We start from the raw sequence: 25,797 nt of genomic DNA, 5'->3' as shown, positions 1-25,797 counted from the left end.
TATTTTTATAGAATTTCTTGATTGAATTCCGAATACCGCGAATGTAAATTTTGAAACCCCTTTCAAGATAAGCATTGGCTAATTTGCAAACATGGTAAATATTTTCGCATAGATGATAAAACTCAAAGAATTCATTTAAAAATCTCTAGTGGTTCGCAACTTCTTCTGTTTTCTCCATTCCTCGTAACCGCCTACAAGACTTTGTACTTCTTTAAAACCATGAACTTGCAGAAGGCTTGCAGCGATAGCAGATCTTCCGCCAGTTTTGCAATAAACTAAAATTGGTTTATCATGCGGAATGGTGTGTGACTGTTCCTGCAGATGACCAAGCATCACATGCTTCGCTTGCGGAATATGGCCTTCCTCCCACTCGCCCATACTTCGGACATCAAGTACATATATGTCTTCTGTTTGAATAGAGCCATCTACTTGATCCATTGTCACTTCTTCATACTTCATCACACGCGAATCAGATTCGCTTGCCAGCTCAATAACATATGGCTCCATTGTTGCAACGATGCGATCCAATCCAATGGACTGGAGATCATTTACGATATCTTCCACATCAGTATTGGTTGCTAGAAGATATATAGGCTTGTCATAATCCACCAGCCATCCCGCCCAAGTTACAAAAGATTTATTATAAGGGATATTCATCACGCCTCGTATATGCTTAGCGGCAAAATCACTGGCTGGACGCGTATCAATAACAATTCCCTGTTTCACCCATTCCCCTACAATATCTATCGAAACCTCCATACGAAGCGGTACTGCCATTCTTTGGATTTGCTGCGCCCCCTCTTTATTCAACCGCTTCATCATTGAAAAATAAGGGGGTGCCTCCGGCTGTCCAGCCAACAGCGCTTCTATAAAGCGATCCTCATTATCATATTGCAATGCCCAATTTGTCCGTTTTTCATAGCCGATGGTTGACGACGGGACTGCTCCTAGCGCTTTTCCACAGGCACTGCCCGCTCCATGCCCTGGCCATACTTGGAGATAGTCAGGAAGATTTTTAAACTGCTTTAGTGACCGATACATTATGCGTGCCATTTTTTCTGAGGAACCGCGTACCCCCACGGCTTTTTCTAATAAATCGGGACGCCCCACATCACCGACAAACACAAAATCTCCGGTAAATATGCCGATCGGGCCTTCGGTAGATGCACCGCCATCTGTTACAAGCAGAGATATATGTTCAGGTGTGTGTCCTGGTGTATGCATCACCTCAAAATGGATATTTCCAATGGCAAATACATCTCCATTCCTCAGAAAGCAGTGTTCATACCCAATTGCGTACTCATATTTCCAGTTAGGCCCTCCTTCATCAGATAAATACAACGTGGCCCCCATCCTTGAAGCTAGCTCCAGCGAACCAGACAAAAAGTCCGCGTGGATGTGTGTTTCCGTTGCACCCACAATCCGCACGCCATGAGCTCTTGCCGTTAATATGTAAGGTTCTATATTGCGGGACGGATCAACAATGATCGCTTCGCCAGTATCCTGACATCCCACAAGGTATGAAGCTTGAGCCAGTTTCTCATCGTAAAAGTATTTGATTAACATAAGTCATCCTCCTTTTAAGCGCTTTCTTTTATTTTGTTATGACCATCAAAAACATTATCACATCCTACCTTTGAGCATTCCCTTCCAATACATAACGGGAAGGAAGTTTTTCTTTAATACATACATGCTGTACCTCTCCCGTGACTGATTGATAGGGAAAGTTTCCTGCGGCTGTAAATCATAATTGAATTCAGCCAGTATTAGCCGTCCATATCCGGTAACAAGCGGGCATGATGTATAACCGTCATATTTATGAACCATTGGTTTGGCACGCATCCGATGAAGTAAATTTTGCACAAGCACGGGTGCTTGTTTACGAATCGCAGCCCCCGTTTTCGACGTAGGCAGGTTGGTGCAGTCCCCAATGCCAAATACATTGTCAAAGCATTGATGCTGCAGACTATATTTGTCTACATTCAGCCAACCATTACTTGCTGCAAGTGGGCTGTTCTTGATAAAATCAGGGGCGCTCATCGGTGGTACTACATGAATCATGTCATATTGCATTTTTACACGCTCTTTTGTGTTCAGATTTTCGAATGTCGCTTGTTTTTTTTCACCATCAATTTCAATTAGATGGTGCATAAACCGTGTCTCGATTTCTTTTCGTTCAATTATTTTGTTTAGTGCCTGTTCATATTTTTTTACATTGAATATAGATGGGCTGCCTGAAACAAAAATAACCGAAGAGTGTGGGCGCACTCCAGATTTTCTGAAATAATCTTCCGCCAAATACATGATTTTTTGAGGGGCTCCACCACATTTCACCGGAGTGTTCGGATTGGTAAAGATGGAAGTTCCCCCTTTGAAGTTGCGGATCGCTTCCCATGTGCTATCAACATAATCAAAGGAGTAATTACTACATACCCCATTCTTTCCAATACTTTCTTTTAATCCTTTGATTTTATGCCAATCAATTTGAATCCCGGCCGCAACAACAAGATACTCATAGTGCAGTTTCTTTCCAGATGCTGTTATAACAGCATTTTCATCTGGCTGAAATGCGGTAACCGCATCCTGCACCCACACGGCTCCACTCGGAATAACGGATGCTTCCTCCCTTTGCGTCACAGATTTATCAGCTTCGCCAGCTCCGACAAGCGTCCATAATGGCTGATAATAATGTTTCGTAGCGGGGTCAAGAATGGCAATATTTTCTCTCAGGGTGTGTGATTCACGCAGGAGACGGGCTGCAACCGTAATTCCAGCACTCCCACCGCCAACAATCAAAATTTTGTAATGTATCTCATTCTTCACCTTTGTCATTCTAATCACCTCATCTTAATTTTGGTAAAGCTGCTCACAAATCTAAGGCTTCAGCATTAATAATCAGCATGTAAATGGCTACCAACATAACGACACCGGAAAATATATAATGGAGTGTACGCTGTTGTTTACTTAAGCGTGCCGCCAGCCAAGCCCCCACCATTCCACCGCCAACTCCGCCTCCAACAAACGCTAACATAACCCACCAGTTTACGAGACCGGATATACTGTAGCTCACCGCTGTTGTAAGTCCAAATGTGCCGACTGATACCAATGAGGATCCAATTGCTGCAATCATGGGCATTCTTGCCGCAAAAATCAAGCCGGGAACAATCAAAAATCCTCCGCCAATCCCGAAAAAACCGGATAACAGTCCCACCAGGATAGCCATGATGATCAGCTGTGGAAGTTTTACTTGATTTTTAAGATCCTCTGATTGACTCTTCTTTTTCTTTGGCATAGCCATTTTTACACCCATAACAATCATCAGAATGGCAAAAAGAAACAACAACTGTTTCCCAGGTACCAACTTTCCAATAATTGATCCTGTATAAGCACTTAGGGCACCAGGGACTGCAAAAACAATCGCCGCTTTCCACTGCACGTGGCCGGCTCGTGCGTGTGGAATTAGGTTTGCATAGGCATTTATGGCAACAGCTGACGCTGTCGTGCCAATTACCACATGCGGATCTTTCATACCAACAACGTAAAGCAAAAGAGGAACAGCAAGAATTGACCCACCTCCGCCGAGCAACCCCAGTACGAATCCGACAATAGTTCCTGAAACAATGGAGAGGAGCACTTGAAACGTTGTCATTCTTTTTTGAGACTCTCACAGAGTAGTTGGTGATTCATCTCCTCCCTCCTTTCTCTATTTACTTATCATTTATATTGCAAGAACCATGCCAACTGATTTCTTCTGTAAAACTGCTTGATTTGCGCACCACACTCTTTGGAAATTCCCAATTTTGCTATCATTTATATTAAAAAAGCCTTTATCACCAAGCTTAAAGTCTTCTTATTACTAGGAACTATTTTTGCATCTGTGATAAACTCTTCAAGCTATTTCTATAAAGTGATTCCCAACATATCAGTTAACAAAATTATTTTTAGATTTCGAATAACTGAAATAGCATACAAGAACATGTTAATGTGTTCCCTCTGATAGGGATAGCTCCATATACACATCAAGCTAATATTTTGAAGTACCTTCAAAACAAAAATTTTACCTCTCTACAGTCACTTATGGGAATTTTGTCCATTTTTTCATTTAGGAAATAACCAATTAAACTTGATGGCGATATAAGAGTACCCCCGGATGATTTAGTGCGGATTTATATTTATTGCTTATAATTGTGTTTTCTATCTTTTTAAAGTTGTTAGTTAGCCTTGTAATGTCGAGTAAGAACCAAATAATAAATCCAACAAAAAATTCGTATCATATAGAAATAAAAACTTTTTTTACAAACAAAAAAGAGTAAGCATATAGCTACCCTTCAATTGCTGCAATTCCTTCTTTTATGGCTATTACCAATCGTTCCCTTCTAGGTCTCCACTTTATCGATATATACGAACATTTAATTAATATTGCTAATGAGCTTTCTCATGATTCCGGAGAAGTTTTTAGCAAAGAGGAAGTCATTGTATTTTGGAAAGAAGTAAATAATTTATTAGAACAAATTAAAAGGCCATCCAGATTTTTAACTGGAGGGCACCTTTATTTCAATCAATCATTCTGATAAATTTTATTAAACTCTTCTTCTCTATACAATCAATAAATTCTTGTATCTCTTCATAAAGATCTACAGTTGCTTCTAAAACATCCAAATAATCCTTAACCAATTCATCTAAATAACCAAGTTCATACCTAAGAAATAATTAAAAAACTAAATTATTCACAATTTTCCACCTTTTATCCACACAATCCACAGTTTTAATTAAAATATTTCTTCATACATTTTTATAGAAAAATTAACACCCTAATTCCTTGTCACAAAGCTTTTTAATAAAAAACTCGTCAAAAGATAGACGAGTCTAGTTTGTCGAAAGGCTTTTTACCTGTCGATTTGTTTCAAACATATTGCCTACTTTCTTCATTTTTAAAGAAGCTCTTCATGGCATGGAAAACATCTGCTTTTTGCTTTAAAATATAGTAACGAAAATTGTCGTTTTTTATATTTTTATATGCAGACATTAGCGTACTGTGTCGATTATATTGATTGACCTCTCCGTACCCAAACATATTTGACACCTTCATTAATTCTTCAACCAATTTTACGCAGCGGGCATTGTCTGATGTGAGATTATCACCGTCTGAAAAGTGGAATGGATAGATGTTGAACTTACGTGGATTATATTTCTCATCAATGATTTCCAGGGCTTTGCGATAGGCGGATGAACAGATTGTACCGCCACTTTCTCCTTTCGAGAAGAAGTCTTCCTCTGTAACAATTTTTGCTTCGGTATGGTGGGCAATAAACTCAATTTCCACCGTTTCATATTTCGTTCGTAAAAAGCGTGTCATCCAAAAGAAAAAGCTGCGGGCCATGTATTTTTCCCATATCCCCATACTTCCACTCGTGTCCATCATCGCAATCACAACCGCTTTGGAATCCGGTTTGATAACTTCATTCCAAGTCTTAAACTTCAAATCGTCCTTGTAAATTGGATGGAATGCCGGCTTCCCGCTCATCGCATTCCTTTTAAAAGCAGACATCATGGTTCGTTTCTTATCGATATTCCCCATTAGCCCGGTTTTCCGAATATCATTGAATTCGATATTCTCCACTAAATTTTCTTCCTGCTCTTTTCTTTTTAAATTAGGAAGCTCTAATTGCTTAAATAATGCTTCTTCTAATTCCATTAACGAAACTTCCGCTTCAAAATAATCTTCACCGGCCTGATCCCCTGCCCCTTGGCCTTTACCGGGACCCTTTTGCGCGTTTGCACCGTCACGTGCTACTACGTCACCTACCTGGCTCTCACCGTCACCTTGGCCCACATGTTTGTTTTTGTCATAATTATAACGAATTTTATATTCGTCCAAAGAACGAATCGGAATTTTTACCACATCTCGACCATTGGACATAATAATACTTTCTTCTGTTATTAAGTCCGGAAGATTGTTTCGAATCGCCTCCTGGACTTTTTCCTGATGCCTCTGCTGATCATCGTGGCCTTTACGGTGGAGGGACCAATCTTCTCTTGAAATCACATATTGATGGTTGTTGTCCGACACTTAAAACCCCTCCTATTAAATTTTTCCCAATCTTACATGCACACTTTTTTTCCCATGACATAAAATAACCCGAGTGTAAAAATGCAAATGAAGTGTTGATTACTTTATCCTATGCAGAAACGGAAAATAATTTACAAATAATTTCGACAATTGTGCTTTCGCCTATAAAAATGGACAAACTTTTTGCTTGCTAAAAGTGAAAAAAACAGACTGGCAGATTCCTTCTACCAGTCGCTCGCTTATTATCTGTTTAACAAACTTCCTACATAACGAAGCAATTCATTAGCTGATGTTGAGTTATAACCATGTTCGTCAACTAAACGGGCAACTACATCATTGATTTTTTTCAACTGCAGTTCATCCGGTGTTTTCGAAGAGGTTGTGATTTTAACAACATCTTTAAGATCGGCAAACAGTTTCTTTTGAATGGCTTCCCTAAGCCTGTCATGGGAGTTATAATCAAACCGCTTTCCTTTTCTGGCAAAAGCGGAAATTCTGATTAATATTTCTTCCCGGAAAGCCTTTTTCGCATTTTCGGAGATACCAATCTGCTCTTCAATTGAACGCATTAGTTTTTCATCCGGATTGATTTCTTCACCTGTTAACGGATCACGAAGCTTAGCTTTATTGCAATATGCTTCTACATTATCAAGATAATTGTCCATTAACGTTTTCGCCGACTCTTCATACGAGTAAACGAATGCTTTCTGTACTTCATTCTTAGCAATATTATCATACTCTTTCCGGGCAATTGAAATATAATTCATATAGCGCTCACGCAGCTCAGAAGTAATGGACGGATGCTGGTCAAGCCCGTCTTTTAATGACCGTAATACATCTAGCGCATTAATAGATGGCACTTCTTTTCTAATAATAGTGGATGAAATTCGGTTAATAACATATCGCGGGTCAATACCGCTCATTCCTTCATCCTGATACTCTTTTTTAAGCTCCTCTACATCAGCTGTATTAAAGCCTTCTACATTTTCCCCGTCATAAAGGCGCATTTTCTTTACTAAGTCGATATCGCCTTTTTTCGGTTCCTTTAAACGGGTAAGGATGGTAAACATCGCCGCAACTCTTAAGGTATGCGGTGCAATGTGGACATCGGCTACATCACTTTCTCTAATCATCTTTTCATAAATTCTTTCTTCTTGTGACACCTTTAAATTATAAGGAATCGGCATAACGATAATCCTCGAATGCAGCGCCTCGTTCTTCTTGTTCGAAATAAATGAACGGTATTCTGTTTCATTCGTGTGCGCAACGATCAGCTCATCAGCTGAGATCAAGGCAAACCTGCCTGCTTTAAAATTTCCTTCCTGCGTTAATGAAAGCAAGTGCCAGAGGAATTTCTCATCACATTTTAACATTTCCTGGAATTCCATCATTCCACGGTTTGCTTTGTTTAACTCCCCGTCAAAGCGGTAGGCCCGCGGGTCTGATTCGGATCCAAATTCCGCAATGGTTGAGAAATCAATGCTCCCCGTTAAATCTGCAATATCCTGTGATTTTGGATCGGATGGGCTAAAGGTTCCGATACCGGTTCGTTTATCTTCTGAGAAAAAGATTCTTTCAACCAAAACATCTTCAATCCTGCCGCCATATTCTTGTTCGAGCCGCATCATATTCAATGGTGATAGGTTACCTTCAATTCGGATACCATACTCATCGTAAAAATCCCCACGCAAATGATGTGGAATTAAATGCAGCGGGTCCTCGTGCATCGGGCAGCCCTTAATAGCAAAAACAGAGCCTCTATCCGAACGGGAATAACTTTCTAACCCTCTTTTTAGCATCGTGACAAGCGTTGATTTACCACCACTAACAGGACCCATTAAAAGTAAAATACGTTTCCTTACATCCAACCTTTTAGCAGCGGGATGGAAGTATTCTTCAACAAGCCGCTCCAAAGCTTCCTCTAAGCCAAATAATTGATTACAAAAGAAATTGTACTTCTTCGTCCCTTTTTCCTCTTCAATTCCTGCATCCTTGATCATATTAAAAACTCGAGAATGTGCAGATTGTGCTACCCATGACTTTTCTTTTAACAACAGTAAATAATCAGCGAATGATCCTTCCCAACGGAGCTTTTCCTCGTCTTCACGAAACCTCTCGATTTTTTTTAAAATATCCATAAGGCCCTCCCCCTGTAGCGTAATCAGAGACGATTAATATACTCTATGCACTAAGGGACTTGAACATGCGTAACCAAGGAGGATAAGTGTCTATCTTTTTTGTAACACTAAAAGGAATCTTGCTCTTTTCATAAGTTAGGCTATAATAAAATTATATGTGTAGAAAGACGAATCATTGTAATCGAAGGAGGCTTACATAATATGGGTACAGCTGGTGTCATATTAGTAATGATTGCATTTTTAATCGCAATCTTCACTGCTGGGTATAACGATAAGCCAGGCACAAATAAATAAGCTTGAATATAAAAAGGCTGCCAATTTTGGCAGTCTTTTTTATTTTAGATTCATTTTATTTTTTGAGATAAATTCCTTCATGTACATACGACTTTGTTTCTCAAGCATATTGGCCATTTGCTCAGACCAGCGATCCTTTCTTTTCCCGCCTGTTCTTTGCTCATAATAGCTTGATATCACTTTATCGTATTCACGGAGCTGCTGAACATAAACTTCATTGTTTTGCTCATATTCTTCTTCATGATAAACATGTTCAAATGGCAGCCTCGGTTTCTTTCCCGTCCGTTGCCGGGGGTAGCCTACGGCCAATCCGAACAATGGAATAACCCTTTCAGGTGTTTTTAACAACTTTTTAACCTCTTCAAGGTTATTTCGAATCCCGCCAATGTAACAAATACCTAATCCAAGAGATTCCGCTGCTAAAACAGCATTTTGCGCCGCGAGAGAAGCATCAATTAGCGCAACCATGAATTTCTCCGTACTTTCTATCGATGGAATCACATCTCTTTGTTCATTTTCCCCAATTACTGTGTGACGGTAAAGATCAGCGCAAAAAACAAAAAAATGGCCATTTTTTTCAACATAATCCTGGTTTCCAACCAGCTCGGCCAACTTTTTCTTTTTCGCTTTATCTTTTACACCAATAATCGAATAGGCTTGAATAAAACTTGATGTGGCCGCAGCTTGTGCACATGAAACGATTGTCTTAATTTGCTCATCTGTTAAAAGCCTGTCCTCAAAATGCCGGATGGAACGGTGATCGAGGATGGTTTCTATAACATCATTCATTATATTCTTCCTTCCTGTTCTTGCAAAAAGAGGCCTAAAAATGAGGCCCCTTTTCAATTAAATTGGGGTAATTTTGCTGCCGCAGTGCTTCATAAATTAAAATGGCCGCCGTATTGGATAGATTTAAAGAACGAACATTGTCATTCATTGGAATCCGTAAACTAATGTCCTTATTTTTTTCGATAACGTCTTTCGGAAGACCTGTCGTTTCACGTCCAAAAATAAAATAATAATCGTTGTCTGGATTGCTGTAATCAAATGAACTATGTGGTTTCTCCCCAAATTTAGTTAAATAAAAAAATGAGCCCCCCGCATTTTTTTCATAAAATTCTTCTAAGGAATCATAATAGAAAATATTAACAAATTCCCAATAATCCAACCCCGCCCGCTTCAACATCTTGTCATCAGTCGAAAAGCCTAAGGGCCGAATTAAATGTAATGCGGTATCGGTTGCCGCACAAGTTCTGGCAATATTACCTGTATTAGAAGGAATCTGTGGTTGATATAATACTACATGTATTGACACAATGTTCACCTCATATAAAAAATGGAACAAGCTGATAAACCATTGTTCCGTATGTGTTCAAAGGATTTTGGCTCCTGGTTCAGACATATCCGTTCCTTATGATTTTAGTGTGTATTGTGACAGAAAACAAGGAATTTGATGTGAATTTATGTGATAATATTATTTCCTATAAACAAAAAAAAATAGCCAGGAAGGAATCAATCCCGCCTGGCTTGATCGTTTATTCAAATACTTTTCCATCGCTATTAGCTTTCCATCTCGCCAACATCTCTCTCGCTTTCTGATCATTCCCTTTTGCCAGGATCTTTACGACTGGATCAGCAACAAAACGATCAAACTCTGCTCCATGTTCAGCAAGAGCGCGATCCACTGCCTTGAGATTATTCTTGTCCAGGTTTAACAATCTAGTGAGGGATTTCAACTGTCTTTGAAAGTTGTTATATTCTCTTTTGAAAGCCATTTTATGATTATAACTAGGATCCTTGATCAAGATTTCCTCACAAATAGATACATTCTTTTTTGTTGCAACATACCGAGCGAGATTTTCCGCATCCGTCTCTTTGAACAACTCGAACCGACTATATTTATCAACTAAGGAATGAAACTCCAGGATCAAATCATCATCTAGCCAGGATGGATGATCCATCTTGAAACCTTCATTTTCTACCATGCGAGCATATTGATACCATAAATTTTGTGAAACTGCCATTTAAAACACTCCTTATTTACAATGATTACAAAAACTGAAAATTTCATTTTTACCGATTTCGTTGAAAGTGGTTAAGTTGTTATCAAAAAAGCTAGATTGTGGGGTGTTCGCGAAGATGCGAGAATTGTCTGAAAACATGGGGGGGATACCATAAAATAGATGATACTCCTTTAACGTGGTGAAGCATTAATGCATACCATATACTATTATCGCCAGGTACTCCGCGCCTCCTCTACCCAATTTAATTGAGTACCCTGTTATACTGCCACCCTACCCAGTACATTAAATATATGACATGCCTGGATCATGCGATCAACCAACGAACGAGATCAGCGAGCCAAGACAAGAGACACAAAGACAAAGCAACAGATAGCAATGCATACACCATATAGACCCGCATCATACCACATCACACTCGATCTCTGTTGTGTCATCGTACTGATCAATGATGCAGTCTGATCGATGATCATTGTCTGTCAGTCCATAGCAACGCATGTAATCAATATCATGATATCGGTATGCCTGGCGCTCTTTAAATGTTTGGGCAGTTCGTTCCTCCTGTTGTCTGCGATCCTGTTGGATCTTGATCATGTTATCCATCATGATCCGCTCTCGATCTGTCATGTTGTACATCCTGGATCATCTCCTATCGTTCGTGTTTTGGTTTAAAATAATTGATTGCTGCTTTTTATATCGTTCGGATTTTGGACAAAAAAAAAGACTGTGGGTTTCATCTTGATGCAAAGCACCAGTTTTCTCCACAGTCCCAGGATCACAGTCTCCCGCGATCATCTGATGTTCAATCAATTTACAAAGGTGTGCTTTTCGCACATGATAAAAAAGAGATCCAAAGGATCCCTGGTATTATGATTTTGCAAACAATGTTTGTGAGTACCAATTCATAATAACTTGATACTGTTGAGCCATTGCATCCATATTCTTTTGGATCTGTTTCTGTTGAGCATTTAAACTCTCACAATATGCCTTGATCTCTCGGATCTCTGCCGAAACATCTTGCATGTCTTTTTGGATCTGATCCACAACATCTTTTAAGTCAAAATGATCATTTCGCACTTTGTTATATTGATCTTGATCCATTTTCAACGATTCAATTCCCGCCTGGTGTGATCCCATGCGCTCATTTAATGCATTGAATCGCCCATACATGTCCTGGAGTTTGTCATCCATTCTCCTGTTGATCTGGACCATTTCTTGTTCTGTCATCGTTTAACCTCCTCTGTCAATGCGTATACTTCGATGGATGGATTTGACTCCTGTCCATCAATAAAGGCAGTCACTTTATAGTAGTACCAGACTCCAGGATCTACATTGACATCCTGGAACGATGGTTCCCCAACGTTAGTAAGATACTTTTCTAGTCCTCTGCCTGTTGATCTGTAAATATAATAACGATCTGCGCCCAGTACTGGATCCCATGAAAGTTTAATTCCACAGGATGGCATCGGATCGATGACCAACCCACCAGGAGCCATCGATCCATTTTGCCATTCTAGTTTTGATCCGAGGTTGATCATTATTTACCGATGTAACCCGCTAATTTATAAATATTACCAACCTGGGAATCTAGTTCGATGAAACAAGAAATACCAGTTTGATACATGTCTGCAAAACGCTCCAGTAAGACTTTTACCTGGATGTCTGTTGTCATCTTGATATCAAGACCACTAAAGTCACCGTAGTAGATTTCACGAGCACCTACACCCATTTGAGGCATGTTATCGGAAAGAATAACTTCTTTTCCTAGTAACATGAAGCCAGGATCCGCAGAAAGTCCCGCATCATCGCCATTCATTAATAACTGTCCAGTTGATGCAGTTAACCCGCGAAGGTATGCGTAAGTTCCAGGATGCATTAACCATTTTGCGTTCCCCTGGAGGATCTGTGGAACTGCCATTTGAACTTTCACAAGTTCCGCAGGAGTGATCACCATAGTAGTGGCACCAGTTGTCATCGCAGTGACTCCAGTTTTAAGTCCGCGAAGTTTTGCGCCTGTTTCATTGATCAATTCATTTTCTAAAAAGCGAGCCAATGATAAACCGATGTTATTGATAATGATCGAAACCACATCGATGTCCGCTCTGTTGATCAATGAATTTGAGATCTTTGTAAGATGCCCAACAATGAAGTTTGCTAGTGTAATATTTGTGAAGTTTCCATTCACATCCGCAATAGTGTTACCCTCTGTGAAGTATGAGAAAGTATTCTGCATGTAATCATAGATAGGCAAAACTAAATTTTCCTTTACATTCCACTTAGTTGCTAATTGCAATAATGGTGAAACGTTGTAAGCTGATTCAACGATCCTGTTTGCGATACTAGTTGGAATCATCACTCCGTTACCGCCTGTTAACATACCACCAGTGGCACGATTTTCTTTAATCAATGTTAAAAAGGCCTTTTCATCAAGCGCTCTTTGTTCTGCTTGTTTGTCCATGTTTTCGATCTCCTTTGTCACGATACCCTCAGCACCGCGATCTTCTTTTTCTTTTGTTTGTAATTGCAGATCAATTTCTGCAATCCGTTCCTTGAGATGATCGAAGTGTTTAACCTCGGCACCGCTCAAGGATCTTTTTTCGTTTTTGGCATCGCTCACGAGTTTTTCCATCTCGTCAACAAGATCGAAACGAAGTTCAGTCAACATCTTTTCGTTACCCAAAAAGATCAACTCCTTTGATGTATTTGGAAATCCGACCATAAAAAAAAGAGCCATCATAGGCTCCAGGTTTAAAGGAAATGGGAATATCCTTTTTTATATGCACCTTGGACTCTCCTAGGCTGACCAAACCAGGCAAGATGCATATAAAAAAGAACCCTGGCAGATGGTCTACCAGGATCCCAAAAATGAAAGGCTGTCAGTAAGTTGCTGACAGTGAAAGCACTTAGTCGAAAAAGTGCAAAGCAAAAAAAGATTCCCATTGATTCGCGATCCTGGGAAGGAAATCACAACATTGATGCAATCAATCTCAGTTGAAGAAGGCTGAGAGTCGCTGATCACAAAAGACCGTTGCAAGGTCTATTAATAAAGGTTGGAGTTATTTCCGCAACTCCTGGCATACCACAGGCACAATTTGAGAGAGAGGAGGATCTGTGGCATCCCAGGAACGCAGAAAGCGATCCTATTCTTTGATCTCCTGGATCTTGTCCTGTTCGATCAGTTTGTTTAATTGCTTACGGATCCAGTCCGACATATTCATGGAGTTTTTATCGAAATAATCAGCGACTGCGACTGCATCGGATTCTTTGATTTTGAAAGATCTTGTTAACATTTTTTCTATTTTCATTTGATTTCACTTCCTTATAAGTAAATACCCTTTCGTATACCTAGCAACAGAAACTCACATTTTGCACAATTTTTTCTTGACAAAATGTAAATGTGCAACCCAGGAGATCAAATTGCTATGACTACGTAAGAGCCGAGTAGAGCCGAGATGAGCGGGGTTGAAAAAGTACCCCAATAAAATACTCGGAGGTTGATCAAGATGGCGAAAGTAAAAGTAAACAAAGGAATGGCAGAGTTTTGGAACGCTCCAGAAGAATGGCGCGATGTTGTAGGGTATGAGGGGAAATATGAGGTTTCTAATTTTGGAGAAGTTAGAAGGATTTTAAAAGATGGTGAAACAAGGCTCATGAGTTTAAATGGAAATGAGTTTTATAATGATCATGTCTCTGTTTGTTTGACAAAAAACGGTGTTAATAAAACTATTGGCGCTCATCGTTTAGTGGCAGAGGCATTTATTCCAATCCCGAAAAAGTACAAAGGAAAAGCATATAAAGGAAAACAAATTGATGTTGATCATTTTGATGAGGATAAAACTAATAATTGCGTTTTAAACCTTCAATGGATACCGCACTCTTTAAATGTTAAACGGTCGATAGAGTTTAAAAAAGCGAGAGAGAAATACACAGGATATAGAACAAAAGAGGATCTCCGATAATGGGGATCATTTTTTTTGTTTTCAGCGATCAGCAATAGTAGTAAAACAGGGCAAAAGGTGGTCAAAAGTAGAAAGTTGGTAGCCATCACGAGATCAGTCATATCAAGGGATTGAGAGTAAAAGTAACCAATACTACTATATTTTTTAATATAAATATATATATATAAGTAATTAAATTAGTATCTAAATTTGTTCAGATCAAACCAAAATCCTTTTGGTAACCGTAGTTTTGGTAACCTCTTACTCTCCCTAGGGTTTGAGCCTGTTTTGATGGCTGATTTTGTACTACTGTCGGTAGATGATGCTTGTGATGATCTTCAATATTGATCCCTGTCGCTGAGAGCCTCTGAGACGAAAAACAACCTCTCAGATTTACTCAGATTGAATGATAGTTTGATAGATAGACTAATAACACCCAAAAGGCTTATCTCTTGATGTGAACCAATATTGAAAGTCTGGATGGAAATGCACTGTTTTTAACAAACAAAAAAGGATCCCCGCCAGGATCTCCGGGGTTTTTTATTTAGTTGCATCTTGTACAGCTTGTGTATTGTCTTGGATAGCTTGCGTTTGTTGATTAATCGCGTCCGTTTGGTCTTGCATCGCTTGCACTTCGTCGCTATTAACAATGATAGGTCTTTGTGCATTTGCGTTTTCTTGTGCTTTTTTAGCTAAGAATGTTTGAGTGTTAGCATCGCTTATCTTCTTTTCTAATTCATCATTCTTATCTCTAAGAGATTTTGTAACCGAATTTAAATCCTCGTTTTCAGCTTTCAAAATTTCGTATTGCACGTGTTGGTTGTTTATTATGTCTAAGTTCTTATACGCTGTTGCTGTTTCGATACCGCCGTAAAGAACTGAACCTGTTAATAATACCGATAAGATGATAGTTGATTTTCTCATCATTTCCTCCTATAATTGAATCCCTAAAGCCAATGCCGAACTTCTCAAAGCTACATTCACAATCGCCCATTGGAGAACGATTGAGCAAATGATTTCTATAAAAAGATTGACTCGCACCTTTCTCCAATAGAGAAATACTACAATAGATATCGAAAACCACAAGACTAAATATACTGTGAAAAATGTTGATGCTTGATCCATCTATCCCCCCCCTTTTTTCCCACACCGGCAACAAACACCGGTTAAGTAATGTCTCTTTCAAATTCCTCGTAATGCACATTCGAACACTCTTTTGTATAATTTTACCATAATATTTCCTCCAATGATGCAATTATTTTAACAATTATTTAATGATAAACATGTGAAGTTTTTCACATATATTTATTTCATTAACCAAACTTGAGCAAAAATCCTTAAAGGGATGAACATTCCCACTATGATTAATCCAAACACCGCAATGCCCATTATTTAGCACTCCTTTTAAAATCCTGCACTCTTCAACCTTGCAAGAATATCCGCTTTGGCTTTCAATGTTTCATCGGTAACAACTGACTTGGTTTCGGTATCTTTATCAAACCAATCTGGCAATAGTTCGGTGCGAGTGATCTTGTTATGAGGCTTGCTAGATGGCTTGGTTTGATGTTTTGACTTCTTAGGTGCAAGAACCTCTTTCACCTCTTGGACAACGATTTCTGCCTTTTCTTTAACCTCACGAACCGCCTCAACAATCACCTTTTTGATCTTCTTTAAAGGTGCATACACCAATAATTGAATTAGATTAGTAGTTTGACGGATCTTCCCTGTTAACTCATCTAATTCTTTTCTTGGCGATACCGCAAAAATGTTAAGCTGCTCCGCCTTCTTGATCGTATTTTGTACTGTGCGAACACTACAACCAACACTCTCTGCAATCGTGCTATTTGATTCAAAGAATGAACCGTGGTATTTGCGAAGTTTGGAGATTATATATTTGATAACTGCTTGTCCTTGAGAACCGAAAGTACGAAGTTTTTCCATCATGTGCTTGTTACCTTGTTCGAAGATTTCTTCAGTGGATGTCACGATTGTTGGAGTAGTCATGGTGTTCACCTCGTTTCGATGTAGTTACATGCAATAACTTTTAACTACATGTACCATAGCATATAACTACATGTAGTTGCAAGCGATAACGAGATAATTTATTATTATTTTTAGAGGTGATATTATGGACGGTCAAAATAATAGAGGTTTAAAAACTAGAAGAACTATTTCTAATGCCATAGATATTGAATTATATGAACAACTTGAAAAACTTTCTATAGATACGAGGATTCCAAAGTCTAAGTTATTGGATGAGGCAATAAGAGATTTGATAAATAAGCATTCTAACAAGAGTGGTCAATAGCTGATCGCTCTTTTTTTTATTAATTATTTTTAAAGATAATCTTTTTTTAAAGACTCTTTTTTTGGGTGCAACGAGGGGTGCAGGCTTTGGAGTGCAGAACCCCGTGCAATCTAGTAAACAATTCAGAAAAAACACGGGTTTAGTTGAACAAGGAAATCTTATTTATTGCACAATTCCATCGTACAGAGAGGCAACTTCTAAAATAACCTGTTCTTCGAATATTTCAAACATGTTCAATTATTCTTCACCCTTTTCATTCAAAGCAAATGTCTGCTATTTTCATCAGTGCATAGACAATCTTTTGAAATTTTATTTAGGCGAATCTTCTTTGAAAACTTCTCTCATTGCCATAAAAAAGAATCCCTACTGTATAGAAGACTAATAATAATATCAATTCTAGACCTCCAAGTCCCGATTTCTACTTAGCCAAACCCGACATACCTTCTTTAATTTCAGATTCTTCAATCGTATCTTGACCATTTATAATAACCTAACAAGAATAGTAAGATTATTGGGTCAAGAATGGCTGATATTGTACATTTCCTGCCTAATTTACTTTTAATCAGCACTTGTCCATTCAGTTTTATTTTGAGTGCATATGTTATTATTACCTCCAGCACATATCTATAGATTTTCACTCACCGCTATGAGACGTTTGCATGTATTGCAGACGTTTCTTTGCGTTTTTAGAAATTGTTTAAAAAAATCGCGAATTTTGTCTTAACACTATGATGATTGTCCAATCGATTCTCGTCCTAAGAAATATATATAAATAGAGGAAAGTATTCTTTCTTAAGTTAATCCAAAAGGTGGTGATAAATATGTGGGGATCATGTGGATACGGCGGCGGTTATGGCTACGGCGGTGGTTATGGCGGCGGTTCAACATTTGTTCTAATAGTTGTATTGTTCATTCTGTTAATTATCGTTCTTACTACTACTCATCGTCATCATTTTTAATTAACCAAACGGTATGATTTGGGTGAGTAAAGTCCTTAATAAGCAAGTACTGGAGGTGTTATACATCATGCATGAAGAAAGAGAAGAAAGAGGAATGGCTTTTGTTATTGTATTGTTCGTTCTCCTTATCATCGTAGGAGCTTCTTTTATGGGTATGGGCGGCTACTAAATTGTCCGGAACAAAGGGCGGGTTGATAGTAAATCTGTCCCTTTGTCATATAGATTCTGTAATGATAGGAGGCTGAATTAAATGCCATTTTTCGGATTTGGTCGAAGAGACCTGTTTTTTCGTGACGGCTTTAGAAGAAGAAGGTTTTTCCCCATTGAAATTGAAATAGAAATTGAGAGAAGAAGACGCTTTGAAATAGAAAGAAGACGCAGATTCTTTTAAGCAAATAATTTAAACAGTGTTTCCTTAAGCCTACGGGCTCTTTTTTATAGAGATATTATCAACAGTGAAAACTAGTTTGTTCATCATCAATCATATCTTGCCCATTTTTAAACAAATAAAAAGCCATTCTCGATAAGAGAACAGCTTTCTGAGGAGGGAACAGTATAGTGGGTTGTGATATTATTTATGAACTATCATAGTGATTTTATACTAACAAAAAGGCAACGTCCATTTATCATCAATATTTCTCAGCACTTGCGATTCTATTTCCTTAACTAACTCGGTAATATCCTGATCACTATTTACAGTGACTTTTTCTAACTCAGCAAAAAAAGACATTTCGTTGGAAATGTGTTTCCACCACTGGTAGGCTACCTCCTCGGGATTCTTACCTTTCAATGGAAAGTTTCCTCGCTTTGTGATTCTAGTAGCGTTAGTTTTAAAATGAATCTCAATTGATACTGTTGTCATTATCATCTTCCTAATTATTACATATTACTCAACGGAGATCTCATTCCTCTTTCCAGGATGACTTTATCCTCTGTATTCTCAACATATCTCTCAGTGACAGAGATCGTACTATGTCCCAGGAGCCGAGACAAGGAATAAAAGATCAATATTCTCCAACATCCTGGATGCGTAAAACCTTCTGAAACTGTGAATAGTTGGTTTCACTGACAGATTTAAATCCTCTAGCTTGCGTATGATGTGATTTATACTACCCAAGACTAATTGTTTTCTTGTCATTGATATAAAGTAACATTCACACTCTGCATCGCCTATATAAGCCATTCTGGCTCTCTGATAGCGGATCATTTGCTTTCTCAAAGGCAGTGAGATGGGTATGAATCTTTGTTTATCTCCTTTGCCTCGAATACGAATGGAATCCTCATAAATATCATCTAATTTTATTGATCTTAGTTCGTTCCGTCTTATTCCAGTTTCCAGGAGCATTACAATAATTGTTTTATCTCGAACGTTGAAAAAAGTCTTACCGTTAAAGGAGTTTAAAATCAATTTTACATCATCATTGGAATATGTTTTGATCACTCTTTTGGTTTGTTTCAATAGCTTGATCCGTTCCATTGGGTTTCTGTCGATAATTTCTTCTTCACAGGCATAATTGAACATGGCTCTGATATGTTTCAAACCAGTGTTAATCGTATTGGCTTGGATTCCTTCTCCCTGGCGCTTGAGGATCCATTGTTTGATGTGAACCCCTTTGATATTTTCAACGGTTCCAACATCGTCAAGTGACTTGACAAAGTTCGATAAACTGATTTTAACATTCGTAATGGTCAATTTACTCTGGTTCTTGATCTGGCATTCCAGGACATATTCATCCAATAAATCGTTTAATTTCATCCATTACAACCCCTATCTTGAACGCTCTCAAAATGCTTGTAAGCACGTTAAAAGCGAATCAAAAGTATTGTAACGAACACACCCATCAGAACCTCAAAATCCTTGATATGAAGCGTTTTATGATCTCTTACATACTACATGTATTGACACAATGTTCACCTCATATAAAAAACTCTAAAAGCAATTATACCATGATGAATCTTGCATACAAGGATGAACACTCCTTATTCGATAATCGAATAAAACTTATATTTAATATTTGGCGTGTAGGCAGAAGAATCTTCATACGCCCAATACCTCATTCGGCTGTTGTACGTATGGGCATTGACAAGGGGCATACCATAGGCATCCTTTCCGGTTACAAGCGTATTATGATTGAACCTGCCATCCCCTTCAAAATCGTAACATATCACATCACCTAATATTAATTGATCCGGACTGCTGACTTCCCTTGCCCTAAGACCACTCTTAGAATTGGCTAAATACAAACGCAGTGAATTGGCCATAGTCCAGCTATAGCTCCAGTTATTATTTTGTAACCACCAGCCAGCACCTCGGTTAGGATAACCTCTCATTGGTGCTCCAGCAACATGGAGACATTGCGAGATAAAATTCGTACAATCATTTACAAACTTTTTATAGGCAGGATTATAACTATTCCACCAGCGCTCGGCATATTGCACGGCTTTTAAACGATCATACTGAAAGCTTAGTCTCTCCCCGGAGTCTTCAGAAATTAAAAGCTCATTCTGCTGTTCAGGGACACCGTAAGGATTTATTTCCTCATCCATTATTAATACATCCTTAAAAAACCTCCCCATTCTTACTTCCACTTCTTCTTCTAAATAAAGAGTTCCTTTTTGCTTAATTAAATATTGATAATGGGCATTGTATCTAATCGTTTGCAATTCACCATCTTCGGCTTGCTCTATTATATTTCCCATTGCTTTCACTTTTACAATTTCGGCAGACCTTTTCGCCAACGTTTCAATTTTCTTTTCCGCCTTTGAATAGGTCCCGGTCCGCATATTGGAATTCAATACAAATTGATGAACTCTTTTTTCAAATAATTCTTGAAGCAATTCACGCATAAATCTCTCACTCCTTTCATTCCATACATATGAAAGAAAGATGAAATTCAATCAAAAAAAGAGCTGAACTTGTTGTTCGCTCTGTTATCATTTATAAAAACTGAGTCCTTTTTCTATTTCCTGTTGAACCTCATTGTCAGTTTCATTCTTTTTTGCTTTCTCAAGAGCGGCAAGAGCGGATTCGCCGCCAATTTTCCCAAGAGCCCAAGCAGCCGTTCCTTTTAATACCGAACTAGCTTCATTTTGCAGTATATCGGTTAATTCAGGGATCGCTGATATGTCTTTGAAATGAGCAAGGGCAATGATTGCATTTCGTTGAATCGGCTTTTTCCCTCGCCACGCACCAGAGACATGTCCAAATTTAGTTTTAAATTCGCGATTACTCATTTTTAACATTGGAGTTAATAATGGCTTAGAAATTTCAGGGTCCGCTTCCATTTCATCATGAAAATGAAAGTCTTTCCCTTTATTAACCGGACAAGCCGTTTGACATGAATCGCATCCATACAAACGATTGCCAATCTTATCCCGAAATTCATCGGGAATGAGGTTTTTTGTCTGAGTTAAAAAAGAGATGCAACGCTGTGCATTGATTTGTCCTCCTTGGACCAATGCTCCTGTTGGACAAGCTTCAATACACTTAGTACATGTTCCACATTGATCTTCGATTGGGCTATCCGGCTCAAACGGAATACTTGTAATCATTTCACCCAAATAAACATAGGATCCGAACTCAGGGGTAATAATCGCACAATTTTTGCCACTCCACCCAATACCGGCTCTCTCTGCAACCGCCCGATCGGAAAGCTCTCCGGTATCGACCATTGATTTTAACCGAGCATTTGGAACTTTTGTTAAAATAAACTCCTCCAGCTTTTTTAAACGGTCTCGAAGAATATGATGATAGTCCATGCCCCATGACGCCCGGCTAAATATCCCGCGCCTCTCACCGGTTTTACTCTTCACACGAACTCTCATCTTTGCAGGATAGGCAAGAGCGATAGAGATGATGGATTGCGGCTTCTCGAGCAATAATGATGGAGTCACCCGCTTATCAATATTCGCCTCTTCAAAACCAGATTGATAATTCAATTCTTGTTGTTTGATTAGCCTGTTCTTTAATTCAATGAAGGTATCAGCAGTGGTAAAACCGATTTTATCAATTCCGATTTCTTTACTAAAATCAATTAGTTCTTCTTTTAATTTTTTTACATCCATTTTTAGAAACCTCCTTTCCATTTACTTATATATTAAAGGTTAGGTTTAATCATTTTTGGTTAGACATTTAATTATGATAAACTATTTTTAATTAAATTTGGAGGTAAAATCGTTGGAAATTCACCTTTCATCAGAATTAGTGGAGCTCTTACCTAATATAAAAATAGCGATCATTGAATACAGAAATATCACTGTCGGGGATTCTCCTCAAATGGTAAAAGGAAGACTCCAGCTTTTCCAAGAATCCATATATTTTGATTTGGAAAATAAAAATATAACAGATTTACCAGGAATTCAAGAATGGCGGAAAGTTTTTAAAATAACCGGTAAGGATCCAAACCGTTATCGTCATTCTGCCGAGGCCTTAATGAGGAGAGTTCAGAAACAAAATTATCTTTCGTCCGTTCAAAGTGCCATTGACATCAATAATTTTTTCTCTTTACAATATCAAGTGCCAATTGGAATATACGACCAAGATCTTTTAAGTGAACCAGTTTCGATAAGAATTGGTCATGATGGAGAAGAATATCTCGGCCTAAATGGACGGGTAAACTCCCTTGAGCGTCTCATTATAGCTTCCGACCAAAAGGGTCCATTCGGCAGCCCTTTTGTTGATTCAGAAAGAACTCCCGTGACAAAAAAAACGAAAAACGCTCTGCAAATGATCTATTTAAGGCCTTCGACTGATATGGTGATTGCGGAAAAACTTACTGAATCCTTAATGAACATGTTTACACAAATACACGGCGGAGAAGCTTCCTTTCAAATCCTTGGGTGCCAATGAGGCATCTTCTTTTATAAAAATAAAAAAACGCAATGCATCGTTCTCAATGAAACGGTACACTGCGTTAGTTACTATGTATGGAGCGGGTGATGGGAATCGAACCCACTACATCAGCTTGGAAGGCTGAGGTTTTACCAGTAAACTACACCCGCATATTATTTATCAAAAAGTTAATTTGTCACCAGCTGACCTTTATTATAATACACGCTTCGCCAATAAACGTCAAGTGTTTTTTACGAAATTTGTCGATTTTTGTACTAGACTAAAAATACATTATCAAAATAAAAAGTCCAACAAAGGACTTTTTTAATTCAAATAGCTATTTATCCATATAATAATATCTTCAATTACTTCATCTTTATTGATTTCGTTAAGTATTTCATGTCGTGCATTTTCATAAAATTTATAGTTTACATCCTTAATACCTGCTTTTTTATAAGCTTGATAGGTTTGCAGTACCCCTTTGGTATTTCCCCCCACCGGGTCTTTACTTCCGGAAATTAAGTAGATTGGCAGGTCTAACGGAACTGACTTTATATTCACTGGTTTATTTATAATTTCAATCCCATCAAGAAGGTCATGAAAAAAGCCTGATGTGAATACCTCTCCACAAAAGGGGTCAGCTATATACTTATCTACCTCAGATTCATCCCTGCTCAACCAATCAAATTCTGTTCTGTTAGGAGTAAACCCTTTATTATAACTGCCGAAAGTTAGATTATTTAATAAGGTACTTGGTGTCTTGGCCCCCTTTTTCTTCATTTCTCTAGCAGCAACCATTCTTCCGATTTTCCCCATCATTCCAGGGTCTCCGCCGGTACCTGATAATATTACCCCTGTAAGCTTATTCCCGTACAATTGAATAAATCTTCTTGATAAAAACGATCCCATACTATGTCCTAATAAAAAGACTGGTACTTCCGGATTTTCTTCCTTAATTATGGTTGTAAGCGAATCAATATCATCAACTACTTTTTCAAATCCATTTACATCCGCCAAATACCCTGGACTGTTATTCTGTATTCCTGTCTTTCCATGTCCGCGATGGTCATTTCCGTAGACAAAGATATTTTGCGAAACAAGTTCCCGGGCAAAAGTATTATATCTTTGAATATGTTCCGCCATACCATGGGCAATCTGGACAATCGCTTTTGGCTTCCCCTCAATATCAGCAGCCCATTTACTTGCAACGATTTCAACTCCATCACTAGTATGGAAAGAAAACGACGATTGTTTGACCAAACCGATCACTCCTGTTCATATAAAGAAATACACACATATATTCCTAATTATGTGTGAACGGGTTTTCAAGGACAAAGCCTGACAAGGTTTCGAGGACATTGTCCTTCAAACGGTTGAAAGCTTCTTCTCCTGAATGTACTTTCTTAACCTGAATATATCTTAATTTTCAAAAAACTGTCAATCTTTACGAAAACAGTTTTTTAAGAAGTATTTTAAAAAATAAATAAAAAACGTTTCTTACACTATGTAAGAAACGTTGATTTAATCGCCTTGGCAAGCGATTGTTTAGATACCGGTGGTCGGGGTCGAACCGACACTCCAGAGGAACACGATTTTGAGTCGTGCGCGTCTGCCAATTCCGCCACACCGGCGTATTAAAATGCTTATTGAAGTAATGCCGAGGACCGGAATCGAACCGGTACGGTAGTCACCTACCGCAGGATTTTAAGTCCTGTGCGTCTGCCAGTTCCGCCACCCCGGCGAAAAAAAATCTGTTTATATTAATACTTAACATAAATTATAATGGAGGCGGCAACCGGATTCGAACCGGTGGTAAAGGTTTTGCAGACCTCTGCCTTACCACTTGGCTATGCCGCCATTATATTGGAGCGGAAGACGGGATTCGAACCCGCGACCCCCACCTTGGCAAGGTGGTGTTCTACCACTGAACTACTTCCGCAATTGGCTGGGCTAGCTGGATTTGAACCAACGCATGTCGCAGTCAAAGTGCGATGCCTTACCGCTTGGCTATAGCCCAATGATATTATAAATAGTTAATATTTTTAATAAAATTATGGGGCGACTGATGGGAATCGAACCCACGAATGTCGGAACCACAATCCGATGCGTTAACCACTTCGCCACAATCGCCACTATAAAATTATTTGGCAGGGGTAGTAGGAATTGAACCCACACCAAAGGTTTTGGAGACCTTCGTTCTACCTTTAAACTATACCCCTATAAATGGTGGAGGGGGACGGATTCGAACCGCCGAACCCGGAGGGAGCGGATTTACAGTCCGCCGCGTTTAGCCACTTCGCTACCCCTCCACAAATATATAATCAATTAAATGGTGGCTCAGGACGGAATCGAACCGCCGACACAAGGATTTTCAGTCCTTTGCTCTACCGACTGAGCTACTGAGCCAACAAATGGCGGTCTGGACGGGACTCGAACCCGCGACCTCCTGCGTGACAGGCAGGCATTCTAACCAACTGAACTACCAGACCAGATTGCGGGGACAGGATTTGAACCTGCGACCTTCGGGTTATGAGCCCGACGAGCTACCGGACTGCTCCACCCCGCGACGGTAAAAGATACATTTTTTTAAAAATATATGGTGGAGGATGACGGGATCGAACCGCCGACCCTCTGCTTGTAAGGCAGATGCTCTCCCAGCTGAGCTAATCCTCCACATATAATGGTGACCCCTACGGGATTCGAACCCGTGTTACCGCCGTGAAAGGGCGGTGTCTTAACCGCTTGACCAAGGGGCCATATTGTAATAATTAAATGGCGGAGAGCAAGGGATTTGAACCCTTGAGACAGGGTTACCCGCCTACACGATTTCCAATCGTGCTCCTTCGGCCACTCGGACAGCTCTCCATTATGGCTCCGCAGGTAGGACTCGAACCTACGACCGATCGGTTAACAGCCGATAGCTCTACCACTGAGCTACTGCGGAATAATTTTATAACAGCCTGGCAACGTCCTACTCTCACAGGGACAAAGTCCCAACTACCATTAGCGCTGAGAAGCTTAACTTCCGTGTTCGGTATGGGAACGGGTGTGACCTTCTCGCCATTGCTGCCAGACTATTTATGAGACACTATTTTATTATAATGTCTTTTTCATATTTTTCAAGAGGAAATTTATTTTTTTTTATTCCCTCAAAACTAGATAATTCAGAAGAAGTTTTGTAAAACGAGTTCGCTTTAAAACTGGTTAAGTCCTCGAACGATTAGTATCAGTCAGCTCC

General features: G+C 39.0%; 27 protein-coding genes, 16 tRNA genes and 1 rRNA gene. 6 read left to right on the top strand and 38 right to left on the bottom strand.

The window, feature by feature from the left end:
* Window positions 1-135 precede the first annotated feature (135 nt).
* The 13 genes from J2S10_RS05535 to J2S10_RS05475 all read right to left on the bottom strand — a co-directional run bounded on the left by J2S10_RS05535 (window position 136) and on the right by J2S10_RS05475 (window position 13,828).
* Window positions 136-1,566: an MBL fold metallo-hydrolase gene (locus tag J2S10_RS05535; protein WP_307405238.1), complete on the bottom strand. Its 1,431-nt coding sequence runs from the start codon at window positions 1,564-1,566 to the stop codon at window positions 136-138.
* A 57-nt stretch (window positions 1,567-1,623) separates the two neighbouring features.
* The gene (locus J2S10_RS05530) at window positions 1,624-2,832 is read right to left on the bottom strand and encodes an FAD/NAD(P)-binding oxidoreductase (RefSeq protein WP_307405236.1); all 1,209 of its coding nucleotides are present in this window, start codon (window positions 2,830-2,832) and stop codon (window positions 1,624-1,626) included.
* A gap of 34 nt (window positions 2,833-2,866) precedes the next feature.
* A complete protein-coding gene (locus J2S10_RS05525; protein WP_307405234.1) occupies window positions 2,867-3,649 on the bottom strand; it encodes a sulfite exporter TauE/SafE family protein in 783 nt (260 codons plus the stop codon).
* A gap of 1,254 nt (window positions 3,650-4,903) precedes the next feature.
* A complete protein-coding gene (yhbH, locus tag J2S10_RS05520; protein ID WP_307405232.1) occupies window positions 4,904-6,070 on the bottom strand; it encodes a sporulation protein YhbH in 1,167 nt (388 codons plus the stop codon).
* Between the two features lie 242 nt (window positions 6,071-6,312).
* A complete protein-coding gene (locus tag J2S10_RS05515) occupies window positions 6,313-8,208 on the bottom strand; it encodes a PrkA family serine protein kinase (protein WP_307405230.1) in 1,896 nt (631 codons plus the stop codon).
* Window positions 8,209-8,541: 333 nt separating this feature from the next.
* Complete coding sequence (nfsA, locus tag J2S10_RS05510) at window positions 8,542-9,291, bottom strand: oxygen-insensitive NADPH nitroreductase (protein ID WP_307405228.1); 750 nt, start codon at window positions 9,289-9,291, stop codon at window positions 8,542-8,544.
* Between the two features lie 34 nt (window positions 9,292-9,325).
* Window positions 9,326-9,817, bottom strand: coding sequence for a tRNA (uridine(34)/cytosine(34)/5-carboxymethylaminomethyluridine(34)-2'-O)-methyltransferase TrmL (trmL, locus tag J2S10_RS05505; RefSeq protein ID WP_307405226.1), 492 nt, complete (start codon window positions 9,815-9,817; stop codon window positions 9,326-9,328).
* Between the two features lie 220 nt (window positions 9,818-10,037).
* A complete protein-coding gene (locus J2S10_RS05500) occupies window positions 10,038-10,526 on the bottom strand; it encodes a hypothetical protein (protein ID WP_307405224.1) in 489 nt (162 codons plus the stop codon).
* Window positions 10,527-10,925: 399 nt separating this feature from the next.
* Window positions 10,926-11,159 (bottom strand): hypothetical protein, encoded by a 234-nt coding sequence (locus tag J2S10_RS05495; RefSeq protein WP_307405222.1) that lies wholly within the window; start codon window positions 11,157-11,159, stop codon window positions 10,926-10,928.
* A gap of 231 nt (window positions 11,160-11,390) precedes the next feature.
* On the bottom strand, window positions 11,391-11,750 hold the full coding sequence (locus tag J2S10_RS05490; protein WP_307405220.1) for a hypothetical protein: 360 nt from the start codon (window positions 11,748-11,750) through the stop codon (window positions 11,391-11,393).
* Window positions 11,747-12,061, bottom strand: coding sequence for a fibronectin type III domain-containing protein (locus J2S10_RS05485; protein WP_307405217.1), 315 nt, complete (start codon window positions 12,059-12,061; stop codon window positions 11,747-11,749). The genes J2S10_RS05490 and J2S10_RS05485 overlap by 4 nt, the downstream gene beginning before the upstream one ends.
* Window positions 12,061-13,203 carry a phage major capsid protein gene (locus tag J2S10_RS05480; protein ID WP_307405215.1) on the bottom strand — a complete coding sequence of 381 codons (1,143 nt, stop codon included), beginning with the start codon at window positions 13,201-13,203 and terminating at the stop codon, window positions 12,061-12,063. The genes J2S10_RS05485 and J2S10_RS05480 overlap by 1 nt, the downstream gene beginning before the upstream one ends.
* A 460-nt stretch (window positions 13,204-13,663) precedes the next feature.
* Window positions 13,664-13,828 (bottom strand): hypothetical protein, encoded by a 165-nt coding sequence (locus tag J2S10_RS05475; protein ID WP_307405213.1) that lies wholly within the window; start codon window positions 13,826-13,828, stop codon window positions 13,664-13,666.
* A gap of 198 nt (window positions 13,829-14,026) precedes the next feature.
* Between J2S10_RS05475 and J2S10_RS05470 the strand changes: the two genes are divergently transcribed.
* Window positions 14,027-14,482 (top strand): NUMOD4 domain-containing protein, encoded by a 456-nt coding sequence (locus J2S10_RS05470; RefSeq protein WP_307405211.1) that lies wholly within the window; start codon window positions 14,027-14,029, stop codon window positions 14,480-14,482.
* A gap of 519 nt (window positions 14,483-15,001) precedes the next feature.
* Here J2S10_RS05470 and J2S10_RS05465 read toward each other — a convergent pair.
* The 3 genes from J2S10_RS05465 to J2S10_RS05455 form a co-directional block, all read right to left on the bottom strand.
* Entirely contained in the window at window positions 15,002-15,385 is a 384-nt protein-coding gene (locus J2S10_RS05465) for a hypothetical protein (protein WP_307405209.1), read from the bottom strand.
* Between the two features lie 9 nt (window positions 15,386-15,394).
* Window positions 15,395-15,586 (bottom strand): hypothetical protein, encoded by a 192-nt coding sequence (locus J2S10_RS05460; protein WP_307405207.1) that lies wholly within the window; start codon window positions 15,584-15,586, stop codon window positions 15,395-15,397.
* Between the two features lie 279 nt (window positions 15,587-15,865).
* Window positions 15,866-16,465: a helix-turn-helix domain-containing protein gene (locus J2S10_RS05455; RefSeq protein ID WP_307405205.1), complete on the bottom strand. Its 600-nt coding sequence runs from the start codon at window positions 16,463-16,465 to the stop codon at window positions 15,866-15,868.
* Window positions 16,466-16,589: 124 nt separating this feature from the next.
* Between J2S10_RS05455 and J2S10_RS05450 the strand changes: the two genes are divergently transcribed.
* The 4 genes from J2S10_RS05450 (at window position 16,590) to J2S10_RS05435 (ending at window position 18,119) form a co-directional block, all read left to right on the top strand.
* Entirely contained in the window at window positions 16,590-16,769 is a 180-nt protein-coding gene (locus J2S10_RS05450) for a ribbon-helix-helix domain-containing protein (protein ID WP_307405203.1), read from the top strand.
* A gap of 821 nt (window positions 16,770-17,590) precedes the next feature.
* Window positions 17,591-17,728: a sporulation protein YjcZ gene (gene yjcZ, locus J2S10_RS05445; protein ID WP_307405201.1), complete on the top strand. Its 138-nt coding sequence runs from the start codon at window positions 17,591-17,593 to the stop codon at window positions 17,726-17,728.
* 67 nt (window positions 17,729-17,795) lie between these two features.
* Window positions 17,796-17,897: a YjcZ family sporulation protein gene (locus J2S10_RS05440; protein ID WP_307405199.1), complete on the top strand. Its 102-nt coding sequence runs from the start codon at window positions 17,796-17,798 to the stop codon at window positions 17,895-17,897.
* Window positions 17,898-17,978: 81 nt separating this feature from the next.
* Window positions 17,979-18,119 (top strand): hypothetical protein, encoded by a 141-nt coding sequence (locus J2S10_RS05435; RefSeq protein WP_307405197.1) that lies wholly within the window; start codon window positions 17,979-17,981, stop codon window positions 18,117-18,119.
* Between the two features lie 210 nt (window positions 18,120-18,329).
* Here the strand turns inward: J2S10_RS05435 and J2S10_RS05430 are convergent, their stop codons facing one another.
* The 4 genes from J2S10_RS05430 to queG all read right to left on the bottom strand — a co-directional run bounded on the left by J2S10_RS05430 (window position 18,330) and on the right by queG (window position 21,793).
* The gene (locus tag J2S10_RS05430; protein WP_307405195.1) at window positions 18,330-18,590 is read right to left on the bottom strand and encodes a hypothetical protein; all 261 of its coding nucleotides are present in this window, start codon (window positions 18,588-18,590) and stop codon (window positions 18,330-18,332) included.
* A 108-nt stretch (window positions 18,591-18,698) separates the two neighbouring features.
* A complete protein-coding gene (locus tag J2S10_RS05425; protein WP_307405193.1) occupies window positions 18,699-19,484 on the bottom strand; it encodes a tyrosine-type recombinase/integrase in 786 nt (261 codons plus the stop codon).
* 224 nt (window positions 19,485-19,708) lie between these two features.
* On the bottom strand, window positions 19,709-20,575 hold the full coding sequence (locus tag J2S10_RS05420) for an amidase domain-containing protein (protein WP_307405191.1): 867 nt from the start codon (window positions 20,573-20,575) through the stop codon (window positions 19,709-19,711).
* 87 nt (window positions 20,576-20,662) lie between these two features.
* Window positions 20,663-21,793 carry a tRNA epoxyqueuosine(34) reductase QueG gene (queG, locus tag J2S10_RS05415; protein WP_307405189.1) on the bottom strand — a complete coding sequence of 377 codons (1,131 nt, stop codon included), beginning with the start codon at window positions 21,791-21,793 and terminating at the stop codon, window positions 20,663-20,665.
* Between the two features lie 112 nt (window positions 21,794-21,905).
* Between queG and J2S10_RS05410 the strand changes: the two genes are divergently transcribed.
* Window positions 21,906-22,577, top strand: coding sequence for a B3/B4 domain-containing protein (locus J2S10_RS05410; protein ID WP_307405187.1), 672 nt, complete (start codon window positions 21,906-21,908; stop codon window positions 22,575-22,577).
* Window positions 22,578-22,655: 78 nt separating this feature from the next.
* Here the strand turns inward: J2S10_RS05410 and J2S10_RS05405 are convergent.
* The 18 genes from J2S10_RS05405 to rrf all read right to left on the bottom strand — a co-directional run bounded on the left by J2S10_RS05405 (window position 22,656) and on the right by rrf (window position 25,633).
* A tRNA-Gly gene (locus J2S10_RS05405) sits at window positions 22,656-22,729 on the bottom strand.
* A 154-nt stretch (window positions 22,730-22,883) separates the two neighbouring features.
* The gene (locus J2S10_RS05400) at window positions 22,884-23,819 is read right to left on the bottom strand and encodes an alpha/beta hydrolase (protein ID WP_307405185.1); all 936 of its coding nucleotides are present in this window, start codon (window positions 23,817-23,819) and stop codon (window positions 22,884-22,886) included.
* Window positions 23,820-24,109: 290 nt separating this feature from the next.
* Window positions 24,110-24,190: transfer RNA gene (locus J2S10_RS05395), tRNA-Leu, on the bottom strand.
* Window positions 24,191-24,214: 24 nt separating this feature from the next.
* A tRNA-Leu gene (locus J2S10_RS05390) sits at window positions 24,215-24,300 on the bottom strand.
* A gap of 42 nt (window positions 24,301-24,342) precedes the next feature.
* Window positions 24,343-24,416: transfer RNA gene (locus J2S10_RS05385), tRNA-Cys, on the bottom strand.
* Between the two features lie 7 nt (window positions 24,417-24,423).
* Window positions 24,424-24,498: transfer RNA gene (locus J2S10_RS05380), tRNA-Gly, on the bottom strand.
* Window positions 24,499-24,501: 3 nt separating this feature from the next.
* A tRNA-Gln gene (locus J2S10_RS05375) sits at window positions 24,502-24,576 on the bottom strand.
* Between the two features lie 37 nt (window positions 24,577-24,613).
* A tRNA-His gene (locus tag J2S10_RS05370) sits at window positions 24,614-24,689 on the bottom strand.
* A gap of 15 nt (window positions 24,690-24,704) precedes the next feature.
* A tRNA-Trp gene (locus J2S10_RS05365) sits at window positions 24,705-24,778 on the bottom strand.
* Window positions 24,779-24,783: 5 nt separating this feature from the next.
* Window positions 24,784-24,868 (bottom strand) — tRNA-Tyr (locus tag J2S10_RS05360).
* Between the two features lie 21 nt (window positions 24,869-24,889).
* Window positions 24,890-24,965: transfer RNA gene (locus J2S10_RS05355), tRNA-Phe, on the bottom strand.
* 6 nt (window positions 24,966-24,971) lie between these two features.
* Window positions 24,972-25,048, bottom strand: a tRNA-Asp gene (locus J2S10_RS05350).
* A gap of 3 nt (window positions 25,049-25,051) precedes the next feature.
* Window positions 25,052-25,125: transfer RNA gene (locus J2S10_RS05345), tRNA-Met, on the bottom strand.
* 31 nt (window positions 25,126-25,156) lie between these two features.
* Window positions 25,157-25,232: transfer RNA gene (locus tag J2S10_RS05340), tRNA-Val, on the bottom strand.
* A gap of 8 nt (window positions 25,233-25,240) precedes the next feature.
* Window positions 25,241-25,315 (bottom strand) — tRNA-Glu (locus tag J2S10_RS05335).
* A gap of 17 nt (window positions 25,316-25,332) precedes the next feature.
* Window positions 25,333-25,424, bottom strand: a tRNA-Ser gene (locus tag J2S10_RS05330).
* Window positions 25,425-25,428: 4 nt separating this feature from the next.
* Window positions 25,429-25,503 (bottom strand) — tRNA-Asn (locus J2S10_RS05325).
* Window positions 25,504-25,517: 14 nt separating this feature from the next.
* Window positions 25,518-25,633: ribosomal RNA gene (rrf, locus tag J2S10_RS05320) — 5S ribosomal RNA — on the bottom strand.
* Window positions 25,634-25,797 lie beyond the last annotated feature (164 nt).

Source organism: Neobacillus ginsengisoli (genome assembly GCF_030813055.1).
Note: the sequence above shows the minus strand (reverse complement) of the source record. Positions and strands in the feature narration are given on the sequence as shown.

Excerpts from the sequence above, each read along its gene's own strand:
- J2S10_RS05535 (WP_307405238.1), bottom strand. The coding sequence starts at position 1,566 with ATGTTAATCAAATACTTTTACGATGAGAAACTGGCTCAAGCTTCATAC.
- J2S10_RS05530 (WP_307405236.1), bottom strand. The coding sequence starts at position 2,832 with ATGACAAAGGTGAAGAATGAGATACATTACAAAATTTTGATTGTTGGC.
- J2S10_RS05525 (WP_307405234.1), bottom strand. The coding sequence starts at position 3,649 with ATGACAACGTTTCAAGTGCTCCTCTCCATTGTTTCAGGAACTATTGTC.
- J2S10_RS05515 (WP_307405230.1), bottom strand. The coding sequence starts at position 8,208 with ATGGATATTTTAAAAAAAATCGAGAGGTTTCGTGAAGACGAGGAAAAG.
- nfsA (WP_307405228.1), bottom strand. The coding sequence starts at position 9,291 with ATGAATGATGTTATAGAAACCATCCTCGATCACCGTTCCATCCGGCAT.
- J2S10_RS05500 (WP_307405224.1), bottom strand. The coding sequence starts at position 10,526 with ATGGCAGTTTCACAAAATTTATGGTATCAATATGCTCGCATGGTAGAA.
- J2S10_RS05495 (WP_307405222.1), bottom strand. The coding sequence starts at position 11,159 with ATGTACAACATGACAGATCGAGAGCGGATCATGATGGATAACATGATC.
- J2S10_RS05490 (WP_307405220.1), bottom strand. The coding sequence starts at position 11,750 with ATGACAGAACAAGAAATGGTCCAGATCAACAGGAGAATGGATGACAAA.
- J2S10_RS05485 (WP_307405217.1), bottom strand. The coding sequence starts at position 12,061 with ATGATCAACCTCGGATCAAAACTAGAATGGCAAAATGGATCGATGGCT.
- J2S10_RS05475 (WP_307405213.1), bottom strand. The coding sequence starts at position 13,828 with ATGAAAATAGAAAAAATGTTAACAAGATCTTTCAAAATCAAAGAATCC.
- J2S10_RS05470 (WP_307405211.1), top strand. The coding sequence starts at position 14,027 with ATGGCGAAAGTAAAAGTAAACAAAGGAATGGCAGAGTTTTGGAACGCT.
- J2S10_RS05465 (WP_307405209.1), bottom strand. The coding sequence starts at position 15,385 with ATGAGAAAATCAACTATCATCTTATCGGTATTATTAACAGGTTCAGTT.
- J2S10_RS05460 (WP_307405207.1), bottom strand. The coding sequence starts at position 15,586 with ATGGATCAAGCATCAACATTTTTCACAGTATATTTAGTCTTGTGGTTT.
- J2S10_RS05455 (WP_307405205.1), bottom strand. The coding sequence starts at position 16,465 with ATGACTACTCCAACAATCGTGACATCCACTGAAGAAATCTTCGAACAA.
- J2S10_RS05450 (WP_307405203.1), top strand. The coding sequence starts at position 16,590 with ATGGACGGTCAAAATAATAGAGGTTTAAAAACTAGAAGAACTATTTCT.
- yjcZ (WP_307405201.1), top strand. The coding sequence starts at position 17,591 with ATGTGGGGATCATGTGGATACGGCGGCGGTTATGGCTACGGCGGTGGT.
- J2S10_RS05440 (WP_307405199.1), top strand. The coding sequence starts at position 17,796 with ATGCATGAAGAAAGAGAAGAAAGAGGAATGGCTTTTGTTATTGTATTG.
- J2S10_RS05435 (WP_307405197.1), top strand. The coding sequence starts at position 17,979 with ATGCCATTTTTCGGATTTGGTCGAAGAGACCTGTTTTTTCGTGACGGC.
- J2S10_RS05430 (WP_307405195.1), bottom strand. The coding sequence starts at position 18,590 with ATGACAACAGTATCAATTGAGATTCATTTTAAAACTAACGCTACTAGA.
- J2S10_RS05425 (WP_307405193.1), bottom strand. The coding sequence starts at position 19,484 with ATGAAATTAAACGATTTATTGGATGAATATGTCCTGGAATGCCAGATC.
- J2S10_RS05420 (WP_307405191.1), bottom strand. The coding sequence starts at position 20,575 with ATGCGTGAATTGCTTCAAGAATTATTTGAAAAAAGAGTTCATCAATTT.
- queG (WP_307405189.1), bottom strand. The coding sequence starts at position 21,793 with ATGGATGTAAAAAAATTAAAAGAAGAACTAATTGATTTTAGTAAAGAA.